The 16,689-nt window shown below is 70.0% G+C and carries 17 protein-coding genes; 4 read left to right on the forward strand and 13 right to left on the reverse strand.

What is annotated here, in order from left to right:
- Window positions 1-225 precede the first annotated feature (225 nt).
- The 13 genes from LW587_RS10235 to LW587_RS10295 form a co-directional block, all read right to left on the reverse strand.
- Complete coding sequence (locus LW587_RS10235) at window positions 226-1,086, reverse strand: ABC transporter ATP-binding protein (protein ID WP_232629489.1); 861 nt, start codon at window positions 1,084-1,086, stop codon at window positions 226-228.
- Between the two features lie 151 nt (window positions 1,087-1,237).
- Entirely contained in the window at window positions 1,238-2,146 is a 909-nt protein-coding gene (locus tag LW587_RS10240) for an ABC transporter permease (RefSeq protein ID WP_232629490.1), read from the reverse strand.
- A gap of 4 nt (window positions 2,147-2,150) precedes the next feature.
- The gene (locus LW587_RS10245; RefSeq protein WP_232629491.1) at window positions 2,151-3,578 is read right to left on the reverse strand and encodes an ABC transporter substrate-binding protein; all 1,428 of its coding nucleotides are present in this window, start codon (window positions 3,576-3,578) and stop codon (window positions 2,151-2,153) included.
- A 163-nt stretch (window positions 3,579-3,741) separates the two neighbouring features.
- Entirely contained in the window at window positions 3,742-4,440 is a 699-nt protein-coding gene (locus tag LW587_RS10250; protein ID WP_232629492.1) for a Crp/Fnr family transcriptional regulator, read from the reverse strand.
- A 430-nt stretch (window positions 4,441-4,870) separates the two neighbouring features.
- On the reverse strand, window positions 4,871-5,836 hold the full coding sequence (locus tag LW587_RS10255) for a HEAT repeat domain-containing protein (protein WP_232629493.1): 966 nt from the start codon (window positions 5,834-5,836) through the stop codon (window positions 4,871-4,873).
- Between the two features lie 8 nt (window positions 5,837-5,844).
- A complete protein-coding gene (locus LW587_RS10260) occupies window positions 5,845-6,078 on the reverse strand; it encodes a 4Fe-4S dicluster domain-containing protein (protein ID WP_015952121.1) in 234 nt (77 codons plus the stop codon).
- Window positions 6,079-6,201: 123 nt separating this feature from the next.
- Complete coding sequence (locus tag LW587_RS10265) at window positions 6,202-7,944, reverse strand: fumarate reductase/succinate dehydrogenase flavoprotein subunit (protein ID WP_232629494.1); 1,743 nt, start codon at window positions 7,942-7,944, stop codon at window positions 6,202-6,204.
- Between the two features lie 67 nt (window positions 7,945-8,011).
- Window positions 8,012-8,383 (reverse strand): gamma-butyrobetaine hydroxylase-like domain-containing protein, encoded by a 372-nt coding sequence (locus LW587_RS10270; protein ID WP_232629495.1) that lies wholly within the window; start codon window positions 8,381-8,383, stop codon window positions 8,012-8,014.
- 277 nt (window positions 8,384-8,660) lie between these two features.
- On the reverse strand, window positions 8,661-9,737 hold the full coding sequence (locus LW587_RS10275; RefSeq protein WP_232629496.1) for a fatty acid desaturase: 1,077 nt from the start codon (window positions 9,735-9,737) through the stop codon (window positions 8,661-8,663).
- Between the two features lie 109 nt (window positions 9,738-9,846).
- Window positions 9,847-10,191: a hypothetical protein gene (locus LW587_RS10280; protein ID WP_232629497.1), complete on the reverse strand. Its 345-nt coding sequence runs from the start codon at window positions 10,189-10,191 to the stop codon at window positions 9,847-9,849.
- A 342-nt stretch (window positions 10,192-10,533) separates the two neighbouring features.
- Entirely contained in the window at window positions 10,534-10,719 is a 186-nt protein-coding gene (locus LW587_RS10285) for a hypothetical protein (protein WP_232629498.1), read from the reverse strand.
- A gap of 204 nt (window positions 10,720-10,923) precedes the next feature.
- Entirely contained in the window at window positions 10,924-11,133 is a 210-nt protein-coding gene (locus LW587_RS10290) for a cold-shock protein (protein WP_232629514.1), read from the reverse strand.
- Between the two features lie 646 nt (window positions 11,134-11,779).
- Complete coding sequence (locus LW587_RS10295; RefSeq protein WP_232629499.1) at window positions 11,780-11,974, reverse strand: hypothetical protein; 195 nt, start codon at window positions 11,972-11,974, stop codon at window positions 11,780-11,782.
- A 500-nt stretch (window positions 11,975-12,474) separates the two neighbouring features.
- Between LW587_RS10295 and LW587_RS10300 the strand changes: the two genes are divergently transcribed.
- From LW587_RS10300 to kdpB, 4 genes are all read left to right on the forward strand, one after another.
- Window positions 12,475-12,564 (forward strand): K(+)-transporting ATPase subunit F, encoded by a 90-nt coding sequence (locus LW587_RS10300; protein ID WP_232629500.1) that lies wholly within the window; start codon window positions 12,475-12,477, stop codon window positions 12,562-12,564.
- Window positions 12,565-12,587: 23 nt separating this feature from the next.
- Window positions 12,588-14,303 carry a potassium-transporting ATPase subunit KdpA gene (gene kdpA, locus LW587_RS10305; protein ID WP_232629501.1) on the forward strand — a complete coding sequence of 572 codons (1,716 nt, stop codon included), beginning with the start codon at window positions 12,588-12,590 and terminating at the stop codon, window positions 14,301-14,303.
- 1 nt (window position 14,304) lies between these two features.
- On the forward strand, window positions 14,305-14,493 hold the full coding sequence (locus tag LW587_RS10310) for a hypothetical protein (protein WP_232629502.1): 189 nt from the start codon (window positions 14,305-14,307) through the stop codon (window positions 14,491-14,493).
- A 90-nt stretch (window positions 14,494-14,583) separates the two neighbouring features.
- Window positions 14,584-16,686, forward strand: a complete 2,103-nt coding sequence (gene kdpB / locus LW587_RS10315; RefSeq protein WP_232629503.1) for a potassium-transporting ATPase subunit KdpB — start codon at window positions 14,584-14,586, stop codon at window positions 16,684-16,686.
- Window positions 16,687-16,689: the final 3 nt, after the last annotated feature.

A 16,689-nucleotide genomic window follows, 5' to 3' on the forward strand; every position in this document is an offset into this window, starting at 1 on the left:
CGTTGTGGCAAGCGGTGGAGCGAGAGGGCGCCCCAACCCGGGCGCATCGGCCCGGCCTCCCTCGTGGCCGCGCGCGACACGCCCGCTGCGCCGCCGCGGCCCGGGGGGGGCGCGCGTCAGGGACAGGCGCCCCGTGACGGCCCCCCCCGATGACAGCCCCTCAGGGGCCGCCTCGCCGCGCGCGGTGTCGCCGAACCGGCGCCCCCTCCGCGGGGGCGCGCGCCCTCACAGGACCGTGGCGAGGTCCTGTCCCTCGAGATTGATCGCGAGGCCCTTGAGGGCGTCGAGGCTGACCTCGCCGCCCATGGCGCGGAGGCTCTCCTCGCGGATGAGCGACATCAGTCCGCGGCGCAGGCCCAGGAACTCCGAGGAGAGGGTCATCGCGGGCTCACGCGGGCGCGGCAACGGGACGACGATCTCGGCCTTGATGCTGCCGGGGCGCGCCGTCATCACGTAGATGCGGTCCGACAGGAAGATCGCCTCGTCGATGTCGTGGGTCACGAACAGGACCGAGATCTTCAGCCTCTGCCACATGTTGGTGAGGATCTGCTGCATGATCAGCCGGGTCTGGGCGTCGAGCGCCCCGAACGGCTCGTCGAGGAGCAGGATGCGCGGTCCGGTGGCGAGCGCCCGGACGATGCCGACGCGCTGCTTCATGCCGCCCGAGAGCCGATCCGGATAGTGATCCTCGAAGGGCGTGAGGCCGGCGAGGCCGAGCAGGGTGCGGGCCCGGCGCTCGCGCTCGCTGCGCGAAACGCCGCTCATCTTGAGCCCGAACTCGACGTTCTGGCGCACGGTCTTCCACGGGAACAGGGAGTATTGCTGGAAGATCATGCCCCGATCGGCGCTGGGGCCCGCGATCCCCTCGCCATCGACCGTGACGGTCCCGCCCGAGGGCGTGAGAAAGCCGGCGAGCGCGTTCAGCAGCGTCGACTTTCCGCAGCCCGACGGGCCGACGATGGAGACGAATTCGCCGGGCCGGACGGTAAGCGACGCGTTCGCGACGGCCTCGACCGTGCCCTCCATGGTCTCGTAGCGCAGGCAGAAATCCTGGACCTCGATCAGGCCCCGAGCCGTCCCGGCCATGACTTGTCCCTTTCTGCGATGGACCCACCGCGTCTGGTCGTCGGCGACCTGGAGCGCTCTCCGCCGCCGTGGAAACCGGTTCGGCTTCAGAGAGCGCGACAAAACAGAGACTGAGAGCCGTGCTCACGTTCCAACGTGATCGGGCACGGTTCTATCGGGCCGTGCCCCAGGGCATGGCGATGCGGCCGAGCAGGCGGATGGCGAGGCTCGAGGCGAGGCCGAGCACGCCGATCGTGATCATGCCCAGCGCGATGTCGGAATACTGGACCAGGGAGTAGGCCTCCCAGGTGAAGTAGCCGATGCCGAACTGGCCGGAGATCATCTCGGCGGCGATGAGCGAGACCCAGGCGACGCCCATGCCGACGGTCAGCCCCGTGAAGATCTGCGGCAGGGAGGCCGGCAGGTAGACCTCGCGGAACAGCGACGCCTCGCCCGCGCCGAGGCAGCGCGCGGCCCGCACCAGCACCGGATCCACGGTCGCCATGCCCTGGAGCGTATTGATCAGGATCGGGAAGAACGAGCCGAGGAAGGTGATGAAAACGATCGATTCCTCGTTCGTCGGCCAGAGCATGATCGCCATCGGCACCCAGGCGATGGCCGGGATCGGCCGGGTGACCTCGCAGATCGGGAACACGATCTCGCGCAGGATCCGGAAGCGGCCCATCAGCAGGCCGAGCGGGATCGCGATCGCGCTCGCGAGGGTGAAGCCGTAGAGGATGCGCCGGCAGCTCATCCAGATGTGGTCGCCGAAGACCGGGTTGTGGAAGGCGAGGATCGCCCGGGCCAGCACGTCGGCCGGGCTCGGGACGTTGGTGAAGCGCACGTAGAAGGTCGCCCGGCTCTCCGTCAGCACCTGCCAGACCGCGACGAAGACCGCGAGGGCGACGAGGCCGAGGGCGGCGCCCCGCAACTGGCCGCGATGGAGACGCAGCCAGCGGGCGAGGCGATGGGTCCGGACGACCCCCGAGGAGGCCGCGTTCGTGTCCGCCACGGCCGGCGCCTTGGCGGTCGGGGCGAGACGGGTGACCGTTTCCGGCAGGGTTCGAAGTGCCGCTTCCATCGCCTCAGCCCCCCGTCACCACGGCCTTGATCGCCTCGTCGAAGGGCAGAACCTTCGCGCCCGCGCGTTCCGCCGCGGCGTCCGCATCGCGCTTCAGCAGGAACGGCGCGATCTCGCCCTGGCCGACGACGTAGAAGGCTTCCTTCGCGAAGAGCTTGATGCCGCGGGCGGTGTCGAAGACGTAGGCGACGTTGATCGCCTTGCCCTTGGCCCTGAGATCGCTGACCGCGCCGAGGGTACAGGCCGCGCTCGCATAGGGCAGGATGTCGCCGTCCTTCACCCAGATCTCGCCGGCCTTGCGCGGATCGGCGATCGGCCGTTTGCAGAAGCTGTCCTTGCCCGAGACCTCGTAATTGGCGGTGCTGGCGCGCTGCGTGTCGTAGTCCAGGCCCCTTTGGGCGAAGGCCTTGCGGATGGGCCGGTCGTTGACCCAGGCGTCGACGTCGAACTCCTTCACCCGATCGAGTTTTTGGAGGACCTTCACGTCTTCCTTGGCGGCCTCGACGAGCGGCGGCTTGATGGTCGGGTCGATGGTCATGATCCCGCCGGGGCCGAGGAAGATGTAGACGACCTCCTTGTCGGTGCCGGTCCAGGCCGCGATCTGCTCCGCGGCGCGCTTCGGATCGGCCTTCACCCAGGCCTGCGCATCGAGAATCGCCTGAAGATAGGCATCGACGATCTCGGGGTACTGGCCGGCGAAGTCGGAGCGGGCGACGACCCCGTGCCAGGTCGGCAGGTTGGTCTCGACGCCGTCGAACACTTTGCGGGCGAAGCCCCGGAACGGCAGCAACTCCGCGAAGGGCACGAAGTCGGCATGCGCGTCGATCTTCTTCTCCTGCAGGTTGGTCGAGCCGACCTCCGGGCTCTGGTTGACCAGCCGGAAGTAGGTCTGCGGATAACCCTTGTCCTGCAGGGCCTTGAGGACCATGCCATGAGCGGCCGAGCCGAACGGCACGCTGACGACCTTGCCCTTCAGGTCCTCGAAGGCGAAGGCGTCGGTCTCCTTGTTGACCACGATGCCGTTGCCGGAGCCGTGGAGATTGTAGGCCGCGACGGCGATCAGCTCGGAGCGGCTCTCGGGGTTGTTCTTGAAGGTGTAGCCGTTCACCACGAGCGGATAATCGCCCATGGCACCGAACTGCAGCTTTCCGGCCATCATCCCGTTGGTGACGGGCGGCCCCGAGGTGAAATTCTGCCAGTCGAGCTGGATCTTGATGTCGGCGTACTTGCCGGTCTTGGGCAGGTGCTTCTCGATGAGCTTGAGCTGACGGACCACGACCCCGACCGTGGCGGTGTTCGTCGTCGTGTCCTGCGTGCCGATCCCGACATTCAGCACCGACTGGGCCCGGGCCGGGGAGCGCCACGCGATCCCGGCCGCCGCCAGGAGCGCCAGAGCCGACACCGTGCCTCGTCTCAACACCATCGACGTCATCGCGGGCTCCGTCTTGTCTTGAGATGCCGGCTCGACATCACAGGCATGATCGGTTGCTCGGTCGGGGCGGATCAAACGGAGACCGGCAAGTCGAGTCGATTAGTTGCGAAAATCGTCGGGCGGCCCTCATCGGTGACGCAACTTTGAGCGAGACGCATTCGAATTAAGCGGCCTCCTCGCCGCCCGGCATCCGGGCGAGGAGGTCGGGGCGCTGGATCAGGATCTGCGCGCGCCGGGTCGTCACCACGCCCTGTTCGGACAGGCGCTTCAGGCTGATCGTCACCCATTGCCGGGTGGCCCCGACCATGTGGGCGAGGTCCGCATGGGTGAAGTCGGCCGCGATCAGCACGCCGCCCTCCTCCTCGACGCCGTAGAGGCCCGAGAGGTGGATCAGCAGGAAGGCCAGGCGATCGGTGATCGAGCGCGTGCCCAGCATCTGTGCCAGCGCCGAGTAGCAGCGGCCCTTGAAGATCAGCCCGTCGATGACGCCGAAGGCCAGGGACGGGATGCGGCCCACGAGCTGCTTCAAGGCCGCGCCCGGCAGATGCAAGACGGTCGAGTTGCTCGCGGCCATGCCGGACCAGCTGTGGCAGCCTGTGCCGAACACCTCGGGCCCGCCGACGAAATTGCCGGGATACCAGTAGGCGAGGGTGATCTCGCGGCCGGTCGGCGCGGCGTAGAAGACGCGGATGCGACCGGTCTCGATCAGCCAGATCCCGTCGTTCGGCGTCTCCTGCGTGAACAGGGTCGCGCCGCGATAGAGAACCCGGCGGCGGCCCCGCTCCATGACCAGATTGCGCTCGGACTCGCTCAGTCCCTCGAGCAGGGGGCGCGGGCCGGCCGGTTGGGGGAACGCCTCCATCGGGCTCGCGCCTCCAACGCGGGTCGGCAGCGAAAGCCCCGAGGAGAGGTGGGCCGTGTCCGTCCGACCTGGGATGGGCTGCATGGGCTGACCCTCGGCTGTGACCGGGTGCAGCGCCGCAATCCCTATACCAGTTCTAAAACAGAGCGCGCCCCGGCCGGAGAGGCGGCGACCGGATTCCGGTCATTCTCCGAGGCGGCACAACGGCTTAAGGGCTCGCGCCAGAGCCAGGACAGGTCCGTGGGGCGCCGGCCCCGGGCGCGGGCCGGGCGCCATGGCGATCCGCCGCCCGGACGCGCAGAGGCGGCGGACCCGCCCGGGTCCGCCGCCTCGCTACCGTCGTCCTGGCCGGCGACGCCGTTTCTCGGAACGTCGCGTCACCCCAGGGTCTTGGAGGCCTATCCGGGATCCGGAATCCCGAAAAATGCCCTCACGCTTCCGCCCGGCACCGGCCGATCGCCCAGCGGATCAGCTTCCGCACGTCGGGGTCGGGATCGTCGCAGGCCGGCTCGAGGAAGGACAGCGCCTGCGGGTGGGCGATCTCGCCGAGGGAAGCGGCGGCCTCCTTGCGCAGATTGCTGACATCGGAGGCCAGCGCCCGGCCGAGCACGTCGATGGCGGCGGTCGACTTGATCCGCCCGAGCGCGTTGGCGGCCTTGGTCTTCACCTGCCAGACCGGGTCCGCCATCGCGGCGATCAGCGGCTCGACGGCCTCGGGCAGCCGGCTCTTGGCGATGGAGACGGCGGCCTCCTCGCGCACCTGCCAATGCGCGTCCTGCAGCCCGGCGAGCAGGGTCGAGACGCCGGGGCCGCCGGAGCGCAGGAAGACGAGCGCCGCCATCGTCGCCCGCCGCACGCTGGCATCGCCGTCCCGCGCCGTGGCGAGCAGGGCGGGCAGCGCCTCTTCGGCCTTGAGGTAGCCGATCACGCCGAGGCCCTCGCGGCGGACCTCCGGCGCGGCGCTCTGCAACGCCTTCAGGGCTGCCGAGAGCGCGTCGGGAATGACCAGTTCGCGCAAAGCGCGCAACGCCGCGGCCTGGACGAACGGATCGGCATGCTCGGCCCTCTCGATGAGCAGCGGGCCGCAGGTCGGCTCCTTCTTCTCGGAGAGCGTCTCGGCGGCGGTGCGGCGCACGTCCTCGTCCGCATCCTCCAGGGAGCGGACGAGTCCCTCGACCACGTCGGGGCCGTCATGCTCGTCGAGCGCCCGCGCGGCGGCGGCGCGCACGGTCGCGTCGTCATCCCCGAGCCCCTTGAGGAGCAGGACCTTGGCCTCGGCGCCCACCGCCTCGGCCAGCTCCATCATCGCCACGCGGCGGATGCCGGGATCGGGATCAACGGCGCGTTCGGCCAGAGCGTCGATGTCGTCGTCGAAGGTTTCAAAGACCGGTGCCATGGTCGACCTCAGCGCAGCAGGTAGGGAATGTTGACCTTGACCGCATTCGTCGGGCAGTCGACCTCGCAGGGCATGCAGTACCAGCACTCGTCGTACTTCATGTAGGCCTTCTGCCGGGTCTCATCGATCGCGAGGATGTCGAGCGGGCAGACATCGACGCAGACCCGGCAGCCCTTCTCGGCGATGCACTTATCGTCATCGATGACGACCGCGGCGCTCTTGGCCTGGGTGATGATGGGCATGGATCGTCTCCGTGTCGGATCGGGAAGGGGGCGCCGGCGATGTCGGGCTCCGCCCGGAGCCTCCGATCATCGAGAATCCTCCCTCCGGCCGCGGCGTCGCGGCGGGAGGGGCGTGCGCGGCGCCTATTCGGCGGCGACCGGCGTCTTGATGCGGAGCTGGTGGTAGGCGCTCATCTCCTCGTCGGCGACGGGCACGATGAAGGGATCGACCGCGCGCTTGGCGCTCGCCATCCGGCCGTTCTCGTCCTTGAACAGGACGGTGTGGCAGGCCCATTCCGGAAGCGTCTCCGGATGGTCGACGCGCAGGTGGTAGAAGCCCCAGCGGCTCTCGGTGCGATAGAGGGAGGCGTGGGCGGCCATGTCGGCGCAGTCGAGGATCGACTGCATCTCCAGGGCGCGGAGCAGCTCGTGCGGATCGCGGGCGCAGAGCAGGTCGAGATCGTCGCGGATCTCACCGAACCGGCGCTGGCCGAGCTCCATCTTGGCGGTGACCTTCGGCGGCTCGAGATAGTCGTTCACGAGGCGGCGGGTCTTGAACTCCATCTCATGGGGCGTCAGGCCGTCTTCCCGGCGGGTCGGGGCGAGGACGCGCTCCTGCTCGGCGCGCAGCGCGCCCTCGTCATAGGCGGACAGGGTCGTCGCGGCGCAATAGGCGGCGGCGTCCGCCCCGGCGATGCCGCCGTTCACGAAGGCGCCGAGCATGTAGTTGTGCGGCACGCTCGCCATGTCGCCGACGGCGTAGAGGCCGGGCACGGTGGTGCGGGCGTTCTCGTCCACGAAGACGCCCGAGGCCGAGTGGCCGGAGCAGAAGCCGATCTCCGAGATATGCATCTCGACCGGCCGTCTGCGGTAATCGGTGCCGCGCCGCTCGTGGAAGCGCCCGCGCGAGGGCCGCTCGTTCGAGTGCAGGATCGTCTCGATCTCCGCGATCGTCTCCTCGCGCAGGTGATCCATCTTGAGGAAGACCGGGCCGTTGCCGCCCTGCAGCTCGCGCCAGAATTCCAGCATCATCTGGCCCGACCAGTAATCGCACTCGATGAAGCGCTCGCCCTTGTTGTTGGCGGTGAAGCCGCCGAACGGGCCGGTGACGTAGGCGCAGGAGGGACCGTTATAGTCCTTGATCAGGGGGTTGATCTGGTAGCATTCGAGGTTCGCGAGCTGCGCGCCCGCATGGTAGGCCATCGCGTAGCCGTCGCCGCAATTGGCGGCGTTCTCGTAGGTACCGAACAGGTAGCCGGAGGCCGGCAGGCCGAGCCGCCCGGCCGCGCCGCAGGCCAGAACCACGGCCTTGGCCTTCACGACGAGGAACTCGGCGGTGCGGGTGTTGACGGCGATCGCCCCGGCGATGCGCCCGTCCGCGTCCTTGAGGAGGCGGGTCGCCATGTAGCGGTTGGTGACCGCGACCTGGAGGCGGCGCAGCTGGCGGTAGAGCACCTTCTTGACGTTGTGCCCCTCGGGCATCGGCAGCACGTAGGTCCCCATATGGTGGACCTTGCGCATGTTGTACTCGCCCGAGCCGTCCTTCTCGAACTTCACCCCGAGCCGGTCGAGGTACTGGATCATCGGGAACGAGCCCTGGGCATAGGCCATCACGGCCTTCTGGTTCACGATGCCGTCGTTGGCGACCGTGATCTCCTTCACATACTGCTCGGGCGTCGCGTAGCCCGGCACCACGGCGTTGTTCAGCCCGTCCATGCCCATGCTGATCGCGCCGGAGCGCTTCACGTTGGCCTTCTCCATCAGCAGCACCCGGAGCTTCGGGTCGGCCTCCTTGGCCTTGATGGCGGCCATGGGGCCGCCGGTGCCGCCGCCGATGACGAGAAGGTCGGTCTCGACGATGTCGAGCTTGGGGCTGGTGTCGCGCATGATGAGGACTCGCTGGTCGGGCGCTGGCCGCTGCCGCGCACTCGGAAGGGGAGGGTCAGGCCGGCGCTCACGCCGCCTGGAGCGTGCGCGCCGCGGTGGCGCCCATCCCCGGCGCGACGGTTCCTCGCGCGAGATCGCGCAGGTAGACCCACGGAAAGATCCCGCGCGCATGCCCGTCGGAGAAGCCGAGATTCACGGCGTAGCCGCCGAGCGGCGCGATCTGGGTCACGGCCACCGCCGGGAAGGCGGCCGGGAAGCGGCCCTCGATCCGGTCACGGGTGCACCACGCGCAGCGGCAGCGCAGCCGCAGCGTCTCGGCCGGCAGGACGGCCGCCTCGCCGTCCGCCCAGGTCAGGCGCAGGTCGCGGCCACCCCGGGAGACGACCGCATCGGTCGGGACCGCGTCGGGATCGAAAGGGGGTTGATCGGGCAGGGTCATCGGCGCGTCCGTTCTCCACGGGGATCCGCAGGCAACGGGATTAGAGCCGGCAGGCCGGGCACCAGCGAGCAATTAGTTACCGGCGGGGCCCGAAAGGTTCGCCTGCGTCGGCGCGCAGGGGACCGATCGCGTCAGGCATGGGGCCGGCATGGGGCCGGCATGGGGCCGGCACGGGGCCGGGATGGGAGGGGAGCGGGAGATTGTTGGCGTTGGCCTCGAGGGCCGAGGCAGCGCCAACGATTTTTCCTCGCGATCCTGCGTCGATTCGCCTGACGGGTCAGGCCGGCTGAAGCGTCCGCAGGCGGGCAAAGCCGACCATCTTCCGCGCCTCCTCGTCCCAGAGCGCCAGCTTCAGGCAGCCCAGACTGTCGCGCAGGGTCAGACGGCCGACCTGGCCGAGGATCTCATGGCCGTCCAGGCATTCCTGCAGGCGGTAGTTCGGGATGCGGCTGTTCAGGTGGTGGACGTGATGCAGGCCGACATTGCCGGTGAACCATTGCAGGACGCGCGGCAGGACGTAGTACGAGCTGCCCCCGAGCGCGGCGCGGTGGAAGTCCCAGGCCTCGGCCTCCTCCCAGACGGTCTCCTCGTACTGGTGCTGGACATAGAACAGCCAGCCCCCGATCCAGGCGGCGACGCTGATCACCGGCAGGAAGACCCAGAGCACGGCTCCGACGCTCCCGGTCGCGACGGCGAGCGCCGCCAGCGCGACGAGAAGGAGGGCATCGAGCGTGAGCACCGCGCGCCACGCGGTTCGCCAGGGCAACCCCAACCCGTTGGGAAACCGCTGCAGGACGAGGAAATTGATCGGCGACCCGAGCAGGATCAGGATGAGGGGATTGCGGTAGAGGCGGTACCGGAGCCGCCCCCAGCGCGGCAGGGTCAGATACTCCCGTACGGTCAGGGTATGGATGTCCCCGGTGCCGCGGCGGCTGAGATCGCCGGTGGACGCATGATGCAGGGCATGGGCCCGCTTCCAGCTGTCGTAGGGCGTCACCGTCAGGAGACTGAGAGCACGGCCGAGCCCGTCGTTGCCGCGGCGCGAGGGCAGGAACGAGCCGTGCCCGCAATCGTGCTGGATGATGAAGAGCCGGACCAGGAGCCCACCCGCCGGCACGGCGAGCGGCAGGGCAAGGAGCAGATAGCCGTTCGCCGCCAGGGCGAGCATCACGGCGCAGAGGGTCAGATACGGCAGCAGCGTGTTGGCGAGCTGCCGAAGCGCCAGCCGAAGGATCGGCTCGCGGAACGCGGCGCAGTGCCGCGCCACCTCGCGCGCGAGCTGGACCTCGTCGGTTCGAGAGACATCGTCCGCGGGCCGGGACAGCGCGGGCGCGTTCGGGGACGCTTGGGTCACGATGAACGGCAATCCTGTCTGTTGAACGCCTCGAGAGGCAAGACATGCGGGCGGGGGAGCCGATTCCGAACGTGACCGCCGGAGTGACGCGCAACGGGGTCGCGGCGGGTCATGGCCGCTCTTCGATCAGGCCCGCCCATGCCTCGGTCAGGATCCGTTCGCGGCGCTCGGCGCGGTCCGGCGCCGCGTCGCAGACCCGGCGCCGCACCGCCTCCAGACCCTCGTTGCCCCCTGCGGCGGCCGCTTCCTCGCCCTTCCGGCGGATCGCGGCCCGGTAGGCCTTGGTGGCCGGGCCCGCCGGCTGCGTCTCGACGGCCGCGACGAGGGAGAGGACGGCCGCGACGGCCGCATCGACCACGGCGCTCTGCCCGAGCGGCGCGGCAGGGGCCGCGCTCGCGGGCGGGGGGTCGGCAAGGTGGCCGGTGGTGCGGGGACGCTTCATGGCGGGCTTCATGGCAGGGCCTCCGGCCGACATCGCGATGTCACAGCCATGCCTCGCCCTACGACAAAGATCGCCCTTGAGGCGAGTTGCAAGATTGCCCCAGACATTGCCCCCGACCCGGCGCGCAAGAGGTTGGGCAGGGCGCCCCGCACCTGCCGGAGCGCGCGGTGGAAGCGGGATCGTCCCATCACCGCCCCTGGATGCCGCCGTGTCGGAGGGAATCCAGAGACGTCCTCGCATGCCGCCTCGCCGGGACCACGTCCGCGGCGCTCCAAGTCCGGGCGCTCCAAGTCCGGGCGCTCCAAGTCCGGGTGCACCGATCCGGGTGCACCGATCCGGGTGCGAGCGGCCGGCCTATTCGTTCTCGGCGTCGCCCTCAGGCTTGGCCTCCACCGGCGGCTTGGTCGGCCGCGGCGCGTTGCGTCGCTTCTCGGGCGGCTTCTCGATCGTCGGCGTCGCCGCCGCCGCGCGCTTTGCCCGCTCGTTGAAGTCGGCCATCGACATGGTCGTCGCGCGACCGGTCGGATTCGATGCTGCCATAGGGGGCCTCTGTTGCGCTACCCAAGGCACAGAATGATGCAGTGGGGTCGTCCGTCGCCGGTGCGTGCCGGCCGCATCGGAAGCGGCCGGCACGAACGCCCTCGGCGAGACCCGCCCTGGACATCGGATCCAGGACGATTCTCATCGTCATGGGGCGACATCGACAGTGTCCGAGAGGCGGCCTGCGCCTCTCGGGCCAATGCCCTAGTCGACCTTCAGGTTCTCGGCCGAGGCTTTCCCGCGGCGCTGATCGACCACGACCTCGTAGGAGATCTTCTGGCCCTCCGGCAGGTCCCGAAGGCCAGCCTTCTCGACCGCGGAGATATGCACGAACACGTCCTGACCGCCGTCGTCAGGCTGGATGAAGCCGAAGCCCTTGGTTCCGTTGAACCACTTCACTGTACCGGTTGCCATAAGCGTATCTCCCTTGACGGATATGGGGTCTAGCCGATCCGGCGCCCCGCCGTCTCCTGAACATTTCGCGGTCTCGGGCTCGAAGCCGAGCCTTCCTCTCCAGGCGACCGCCTCCTCCACACGGACGCGGTCGCGCAGCGGCGCTCCCACGCCCATGAGGGCATCGCGAAGATCATCCGCGGCATGCGGGTAGATCAAGGCGGCGGTTTGGCCGAAGGCACTCCATACAGGAAGCGAGCCCTCTTGCACGAACATGGCGACGGCTTCGGTCGCCTCCCACCGATCGAGATCGTCCGGGCTGTGCACCGCCCGGCACACGATCCGGACCCGCAGAAACGGGTCGTCGGCGGCCGGAGCGGTTTCGAGGGAGAGCATCACGCCCGATCGGTCGGGCCTCAGCGCATCCGGCAGCGCCGCGATCCTGCGCCAGAGGCAATACCACGTGGCGCAGGCCCGCGGGCGATCGGGGTAAATGCCGCAGGACGCGCCCGTGCTGTGCGCGCAGAGCATGTCGGCCGGCTTCTCGAGCGCCGGAATCGCGAGAGCCCGACAGCAGGCGGTGCAGGAACCGCAGATGCGATTCGGCACGAGACCTTGCGACATCCGATAGCATCGGCCTGAAGGGTGGACGCCGGCTCTCGAGACGTTAGCCCACCGCCTCGTCGCTCTCCTCGATCCCCTCGCTCTGGAGCGGGGCCTCGGATCGCTGGGGATTGTGAACCGGCGGAAACAATTCGGCCAACCCGCCCGCGACCCCGTGCAGCACGGGGTCGTAGGCCGAACCGAGATCGAGCGGGGGGAGAGCGGCAGTCTTGAAGCGGCTGAGCATGACTTCGGACATGGCCTGTTAGGGAGCGAGGGGCAGCCATTCAGGACCGCTTGATCCTCGTTAATGCGGCAGATCGCGTCCGGTTCACGGGGCGCGCGCCTCAATGATGGACCCTGGCGGCGACCCTCCGGACTTCCGGCACAGCTTCGCGAGGATCGGGGTCCGGAGCCACGCCCCGCAGCCAGGGTCTGGAGCGGCGTCCCGCAGGCCATCCCGTGCCGCGACGAGGCAGGCCCCGGCGACCGAAGGCCCGGGGCACGCGGGGACCGAAGACCCGCGGCACGCGGGCCGAATCCTCATGCATCCCTGATACGAACGGCCGTCCGTCCGTCTCGAACCCTCACGCGGTTCGCGTCCACCATCGGCACCGGCCCAGGGCGGCCGCGGCCGATCGGCCGAACGGAGACGGGACGCACCATGCTCGACATCGCTTTCATCGCCGGCGGCCTCGCGGTCTTCGGCCTGGTCGCCGGCTACACCGCGCTCTGCGAGCGCCTCTGAGGCCGGCCGCCATGACCCTCGATCTCGCCCTCGGCGCCGTCGTGACCGCCGGGCTCCTCGTCTACCTCACCTACGCCCTCGTCCGCCCCGAGCGGTTCTGAGCGGCGGCGCACGGACCTCCCCCATGACACTCAACGGCTGGCTGCAGATCGCGCTCTACGGCGCGGTCGTGCTGGCGCTCGTGACGCCCCTGGGTCGCTACATGACCCGCGTCTTCGAGGGCGAGCGCACCGTCCTCTCCCCCGTTCTCGCGCCGATCGAGCACGGGCTCTACCGCGCCGCCGGCATCGATCGCCGCCAGGAGCAGACCTGGCTCGGCTATGCGGGCGCGATGGTCCTGTTCAACGGGGCCGGCTTCGTCCTGCTCTACGCGCTCCTGCGCCTGCAGGCTTTCCTGCCGCTCAACCCGGCCGATCAGGCCGCGGTGGCGCCGGACCTCGCCTTCAACACGGCGACGAGCTTCGTCACCAACACCAACTGGCAATCCTATGGCGGCGAGACCACGCTGTCGTACCTCGCCCAGATGCTCGGGCTGACGCACCAGAACTTCGTGTCGGCGGCCTCGGGCATGGCGGTGGCGGTGGCGGTGATCCGCGGTTTCGCGCGCGCCTCGACGACGACGCTGGGCTCGTTCTGGGTCGATATGACCCGCGCCACCCTCTACGTCCTGCTGCCCCTCTGCCTCGTCCTGGCGCTGTTCTACGTGTCGCAGGGCATGCCGCAGACGCTGTCGCCGTCCGTGGAGGCCACCACCCTGGAGGGCGCGCGGCAGACCATCGCGGTCGGGCCCGTCGCCAGCCAGGTCGCGATCAAGATGCTCGGCACCAATGGCGGCGGCTTCTTCAACGCCAATGCCGCCCACCCCTTCGAGAACCCGACCGCCGTGTCGAACCTCGTGCAGATGCTGTCGATCTTCGCCCTCGGCGCCGGGCTCACCAACGTGTTCGGCCGCATGGTCGGCGACGAACGCCAGGGCTGGGCGATCCTCGCCGCGATGGGCCTGCTCTTCGCGGCCGGGGTCGCTTTGACCTACTGGGCCGAGGCGAGCGCCCACGGCGTCCTCGCGCAGCTCGGCCTGACCGGCGGCAACATGGAGGGCAAGGAGGTCCGCTTCGGCATCGCGGCGTCCGCCCTGTTCGCGGTGATCACCACCGCGGCCTCGTGCGGGGCGGTCAACGCCATGCACGGCTCCTTCACGGCCCTCGGCGGCCTGGTCCCGCTCCTCAACATGCAACTCGGCGAGGTCATCGTCGGCGGCGTCGGCGCCGGCCTCTACGGCATGCTGGTCTTCGTCGTGGTGGCGATCTTCGTCGCCGGGCTGATGGTCGGGCGCACGCCCGAATATCTCGGCAAGAAGATCGAGGCGCGCGAGGTGAAGATGGCCATGCTCGGCATCCTCTGCCTGCCGTTGATGATGCTGGGCCTCACCGCCCTGGCGACAGTGGTGCCGGCCGGCCTCGCCGGTCCCGCCAATGCCGGCCCGCACGGCTTCTCGGAGATCCTCTACGCCTACACCTCGGCGGCGGCCAACAACGGCTCCGCCTTCGCCGGGCTGAGCGCCAACACCCTGTTCTACAACACGACGCTCGCCCTCGGCATGCTGGTCGGCCGGTTCTTCGTGAAGATCCCGGTGCTCGCCATCGCGGGCTCGCTCGCCGCCAAGAAGCGGGTCCCGGCCTCCGCCGGCACCCTCCCGACCCATGGCGGCCTGTTCGTCGGCCTCTTGGTGGGCGTGGTCCTCATCCTCGGCGGCCTGACCTTCTTCCCGTCGCTCGCCCTCGGCCCCCTGGTCGAGCATTTCGCGGGAACCGCCGGCCAGACCTTCGCGACGGGAGGCTGAGATGCCCCGCCCCGCCCCGAACCGGCGCCTGCCGCCCCATCCCCGGAGGCGGCACCGGCCCGTGCTCCACCGCGCGCATGGCGGCCCGATCCAGCCCCTGCGCGGCGCCGACCTCGGGCTGGCGCTTCTCGGCGTCGCGCTCCTCGGCGGCCTCGCGTGGGGGGCGGCCCTCCGCCTCGCCGCCCCCTGACCGGACCAAGACCCGGCGCCAGAAGACCCAGCGCCCAAAGCCCGGCGCCCAAAGCCCATCCCCCGAGAAAAAATTCCGGACACCCGCCCCATGTCCCGCACGCCCTCGCCGCTGTTCAGCGCCCCCCTCGTCGGGCCCGCGCTTCTCGGCTCCGTCACGAAGCTCGACCCCCGCGCCATGATCCGGAACCCGGTGATGTTCGTGGTGGAGGCGGTGGCGGCGCTGACCACGCTCCTGTTCGTCCGCGATCTCCTGACGGGCGGCGCCGATCTGCTCTTCTCAGGCCAGATCGTCCTCTGGCTCTGGTTCACCCTGCTGTTCGCGAACTTCGCCGAGGCGCTGGCGGAGGGCCGCGGCAAGGCCCAGGCCGACAGCCTGCGGCGCACCCGCACCGACATGACGGCCAAGCGCCTCACCGGCCCCGGCCGCACCTACGAGACGGTGCCCGGCACGGCGCTCGCGGTCGGGGACGTGGTGCTGGTCGAAGCCGGCGACCTGATCCCCTCCGACGGCGAGGTGATCGCAGGCGTCGCCTCCGTCAACGAGGCCGCCATCACCGGCGAGTCGGCCCCGGTCATCCGCGAATCGGGCGGCGACCGCTCGGCGGTCACCGGCGGCACGCAGGTGCTCTCGGACGAGATCCGCGTGCGCATCACGGCCGCCGCCGGCTCGACCTTCGTCGATCGCATGATCGCCCTGGTCGAGGGCGCGGCACGGCGGAAGACCCCCAACGAGATCGCGCTGACCATCCTGCTGTCCGGCCTCACCCTGGTGTTCGTGGTCGCGGTGGCGACCCTCCCGAGCTTCGCGCGCTATGCGGGCGGCGCGGTCCCGGTGATCGTGCTGGCGGCGCTGTTCGTCACGCTGATCCCGACCACCATCGGCGCGCTGCTCTCGGCCATCGGCATCGCCGGCATGGACCGGCTGGTGCGCTTCAACGTGCTCGCCCTGTCGGGCCGGGCCGTCGAGGCCGCGGGCGACGTCGACACGCTGCTCCTCGACAAGACCGGGACGATCACCCTCGGCAACCGGCAGGCCACCGCGTTCCGCCCCGTCCACGGCGTCGCGGAGCGGGACCTGGCCGACGCGGCGCAGCTCGCCTCGCTCGCCGACGAGACCCCGGAGGGCCGCTCCATCGTCGTGCTCGCCAAGGAGCGGTACGGCCTCCGCGCCCGCGACATGGCCGGGCGGAACGCCGCCTTCGTCCCGTTTTCCGCGCAGACGCGGATGTCGGGCATCGATCTCGACGGGTCGTCGATCCGCAAGGGCGCGGTCGAGGCCGTCATCGCGTCCGTGATCGCGCCCGTCGCGCCGCCGCCGATGGCGACCCGCGGCGCGAGCGCGGCCCTGGCCGTCCAGCCGGACGCCGAGACCGCGCAGGTCAGCGAGATCCGCGCCCTCGCCGAGGACATCGCCAAGGCCGGCGGCACACCGCTCGCCGTGGCGCGGGACGGATGCCTCCTCGGCGTGGTGGCGCTCAAGGACATCGTGAAGGGCGGCCTGCGCGAGCGCTTCGCCGCGCTGCGCCAGATGGGCATCCGCACCGTCATGATCACCGGCGACAATCCCGTCACGGCGGCGGCCATCGCGGCGGAGGCGGGCGTCGACGATTTCCTCGCCCAGGCCACGCCCGAGGACAAGCTGGCGCTGATCCGGCGCGAGCAGGCGGCGGGCAAGCTCGTCGCCATGTGCGGCGACGGCACCAACGACGCGCCGGCGCTGGCTCAGGCCGATGTCGGGGTCGCGATGAACACCGGCACGGTGGCGGCGCGCGAGGCCGGCAACATGGTCGATCTCGATTCCGACCCGACCAAGCTCATCGAGATCGTCGGCATCGGCAAGCAGCTGCTGATGACCCGCGGCGCGCTCACCACCTTCTCCATCGCCAACGACGTGGCCAAGTACTTCGCCATCATCCCGGCGATGTTCCTGACGCTGTATCCGCAGCTCCAGGCGCTCAACGTGATGGGGCTCGCCTCGCCCCAGAGCGCGATCCTCTCGGCGATCATCTTCAACGCCCTCGTCATCGTCGCGCTGATCCCGCTGGCCTTGCGCGGCGTGGCCTACCGGCCGGTCGGCGCGGCCTCGCTCCTGCGGCGCAACCTGCTCGTCTACGGCCTCGGCGGCGTCCTCGTGCCGTTCGCGGCGATCAAGGCCATCGACCTCGCCGTCACCGCCCTCCATCTCGCGTGAGAG

Source organism: Methylobacterium sp. Leaf118 (assembly GCF_920984675.1).
Taxonomy (GTDB): domain Bacteria; phylum Pseudomonadota; class Alphaproteobacteria; order Rhizobiales; family Beijerinckiaceae; genus Methylobacterium.